Source organism: Pseudotamlana haliotis (genome assembly GCF_008806375.1).
In the GTDB taxonomy this organism is placed as follows: domain Bacteria; phylum Bacteroidota; class Bacteroidia; order Flavobacteriales; family Flavobacteriaceae; genus Pseudotamlana; species Pseudotamlana haliotis.
In genome coordinates this window covers 1-3,572 of sequence record NZ_WAAT01000075.1, presented here as the reverse complement: position 1 = coordinate 3,572, position 3,572 = coordinate 1, and the positions used below count along the sequence as shown (strand labels likewise).

Here is a 3,572-nt window from a genome sequence, read left to right as displayed (position 1 = left end):
GAATACCGTTGGAAATAGATATTAAACGATTTGCCAACACCTCATATAATTTATGCTTAAATTTGAACTAGTACAAACGACAAACATCCAACAAACGATTTGCTACGTACGAAAAATCTCCGATTTTCCAAACGCACAAATCATATAAAAACACGTTGGCATTCATTAAAAACATTACCTAATAATAAGTGTTAACTAATAAAAATTGAAAATTATGACAAAAATTAAAGCTTACTGTATTGGCGGAGGAATCGGTTCTTTAACTGCCGCAGCATTCATGATTCGTGATGGAGGAATGGATGGAGACCAAATTACTATTTTTGAAAAACTACCGACCCAAGGTGGTAGTTTGGACGGAAAAAGATTAGAGGATGGCAGTTATTCCTTGAGAGGGGGCCGTATGTTAACTACAGACCATTATGAGTGCTTATGGGGTCTTTATGAACATATTCCATCTTTGAATAATCCTAATCTGTCTGTAAAAGAGGAGATTATTGCTTTCAACAAAAAGCACATCCCTCACTCACAAGCTCGACTAGTAGATGAAAACCGCCACATTGTGGATGTTTCAAGTATGACTTTCACAATGAAAGACAGGTTAGAGTTACTTAAATTAACAGAAGCTTCCGAAGAAAAACTTGGCACTTCAAAAATTTCTGATTGGTTATCAAAAGAGTTTTTTGACTCAAACTTTTGGTACATGTGGCAAACCACATTTGCATTTCAAACATGGCATAGTGCAGTTGAGTTTAAAAGATACTTACACCGTTTCATGAACGAGTTTCCCAGAATTGAAACTTTGGCTGGTGTAAAAAGAACCATTTACAACCAATACGATTCCTTGGTGCTTCCGTTGCTCAAGTGGCTTAAAGACCGAAATGTTAATTTTCAGGCTAATACTACGGTAACAGATATCGATACCATAGATATTGATGGCAAGGTAACTGTCACATCCTTAACTCTTTTGAACAATGGAGAAAAACAAACCGTTTCGGTAGAATCTGACGATATTGTGATTTTACAAAATGGTTCAATGACAGACGCTTCAAGTCTAGGAAGTATGACAACAGCACCACCTCATAAAACTAAAGAAGACAGTCAAGGATGGAAATTATGGGAAAAACTAGCAGATGGGCGACCAGAATTTGGAAACCCAAAACCATTTAACTCCAGTATTCCAGAATCTTTTTGGGAATCATTTACAGTAACATGTAGAACACCCGATTTTTTCAATAAAATGACAGAGTTTTCAGGAAATCAACCAGGAACAGGCGGACTGGTTACATTTAAAGACTCTAATTGGCTTATGTCAATAGTAATTTATCATCAACCTCATTTCATAAACCAGCCTGAAGAACTGCAAGTCTTTTGGGGATATGCGCTACACGGTGACCAAGTTGGGAATTTTGTTCCGAAAACCTTGGTTGAGTGTAATGGTGATGATATACTAACAGAATTGTGTGGACATTTAAATTTCGATAAAGCTGTATTTGACAAAGCAACATGTATTCCATGCAGAATGCCTTATATCACATCTATGTTTATGCCTAGAGCTTATACAGATAGACCAAAACCAGTGCCAGAAACCTCAAAAAATTTAGCAATGGTCAGTCAATTTGTAGAATTAAAAGATGATGTGGTTTTCACTGTAGAGTTTTCAATTCGCGCTGCACAAACTGCGGTATATCAACTTCTCAATATAGACAAAGAAATACCAAAAATTACGAGACACGATAAATCTCCGAAAGTACTTATCGACTCTGTAATAAAGGCTTTTAAATAGAAAACGAAATGCCAACAATGTATATAAGCAATAGCGGTTTAAGTGCAAACTTGAACCGCTATTCTTGTTTAATGGGTATACTGCTATTTGCAGCATTTTCGGTGATAATCCGCTACTGCTCATATACTAAACGTTGTACGCTATGATGAAAAACCTACTTATAATATTCATATTAACCTTTACAATTATAGCTTGTAAAGAGAATTCGACTGAATTAAAGATGAACGAAACAATTGAATATTATCAGAACAATCCAAAAGTAATTTTCAAAAAAACAGTTCATTTAACCGACTTTGATAGTGTTTACTATTTTTACAATAATGGAATTTTATTTAAAAAAGGAAAACAATATAAGGAAAACCAAAAATTCGGAAATTGGGAATTGTATGACCGAGATTCTGACTTACGAGAAATTAGAGAATGGTTCACTATAAACGGAAAATCTCTTGCTAATCGAGCTTGGAATTTGAATAAAACAGGAGATACAATTGCTTGGAGAGACGAAGATTCTATCTACAAGCAAGCAGAATTTATTAATGACACAATTTTTTTTAGAAATACAATTTATGATGTGATATTCTTTAATAGAGATACAATAAAATTAAACGAACCGATTAAAGGATACGTACAAATATTTTCACCAGTAATTCGAGACCAACCATCTAACATAAGAGCATTTATTGCTAAAGACAGCGCGAATTATAGTTATGATTTCTCAAACGAGAAAGAAGTCAAACTTGCTAAATTTAATGACCTGACAATTGATATCAAAAACCAAAAATGGGCTGGAAATGGAACGGATTTTTCAAAACTTATTTTCATTGGTTTAAGATTTGATTCTGTTGGAGATAAAACCTTGAGAGGGTATTATCAACAATATTCATTTGGGCCATTCAAAGAAGATGAAAACGGACAAAAATTAGACAGTATTATTGGACATAAAATTTACTTTGAAAAAAAAATATATGTTAAAGATAGTATTGAACAAAGTCACAGCGTACAACACCATGTATAAAACATAGCTAAATTAGGGTTTCCGAGAGGTTTTTACTTATTTGCTAAGTCCGCCAAATTTTTAATTGAGCTTTAATGTTTGACAAGTTAAAAACAAAATTAAAAATTTAGCTCAGTTTTATCCTTTAAAATATTACCTTTTTACACGCTACGTTTCATACACATCAACGTTGTAAACAATGCCCCACTCGCATGAAAATCAATTCTTAACGCCATTCTTAACGCTTAAAAATTACTTTAACAGCCCCTTAAAAGCAAAGCGCAATCGGACAAGCTCACTCAGCCGATTTCGGACATTAACGTTGCGCAACTGTTGTGGTGCGGACGGATTCTCTCGACGATAAATCTTTGCTTAATAAAAGCTAAAAATCCTCAAAATAACACCCTAAAAAATATAACACTCAAAACTGTTCACTCAGACGGCTTCGGACACCAATCTTTCGCAACTGTTGCGGCGGACTAAAAATCTGGACGGCAAATTTGTTCGTGAAAATATAGCGGTTAAAAAGAGTTTAATAAAAGGGTTTCTAAAAATAGTAAAACGCATAAAAGGTGCTAAATCAAGACGTTTCAAAGCGTTTAAACAACAAAACTGATAATAAACCACTGTTTACAACAAGGTATATGCTTTATTGCTGGTTCTAGCCTGCTTACGAATATTCCTGCGGAATATTCTATTCGGTTTTTATTTGCTAATTTAGGTGATTAAATACGCAACAAAGCATATACAAACCGTTAGCACACATCCCTACTCTGCTCTATAAAAGCTAGATTC

Annotated in this window: 2 protein-coding genes; both read left to right on the top strand. The window is 34.3% G+C overall.

Translation table 11 applies throughout. The features are described from left to right. Positions 1-214 precede the first annotated feature (214 nt). Positions 215-1,783 carry an oleate hydratase gene (locus F6U93_RS14500; protein ID WP_150940946.1) on the top strand — a complete coding sequence of 523 codons (1,569 nt, stop codon included), beginning with the start codon at positions 215-217 and terminating at the stop codon, positions 1,781-1,783. A gap of 142 nt (positions 1,784-1,925) precedes the next feature. Beyond that, positions 1,926-2,798, top strand: coding sequence for a hypothetical protein (locus tag F6U93_RS14495; protein WP_150940945.1), 873 nt, complete (start codon positions 1,926-1,928; stop codon positions 2,796-2,798). Positions 2,799-3,572: the final 774 nt, after the last annotated feature.

Excerpts from the sequence above, each read along its gene's own strand:
- F6U93_RS14495 (WP_150940945.1), top strand. The coding sequence starts at position 1,926 with ATGATGAAAAACCTACTTATAATATTCATATTAACCTTTACAATTATA.
- F6U93_RS14500 (WP_150940946.1), top strand. The coding sequence starts at position 215 with ATGACAAAAATTAAAGCTTACTGTATTGGCGGAGGAATCGGTTCTTTA.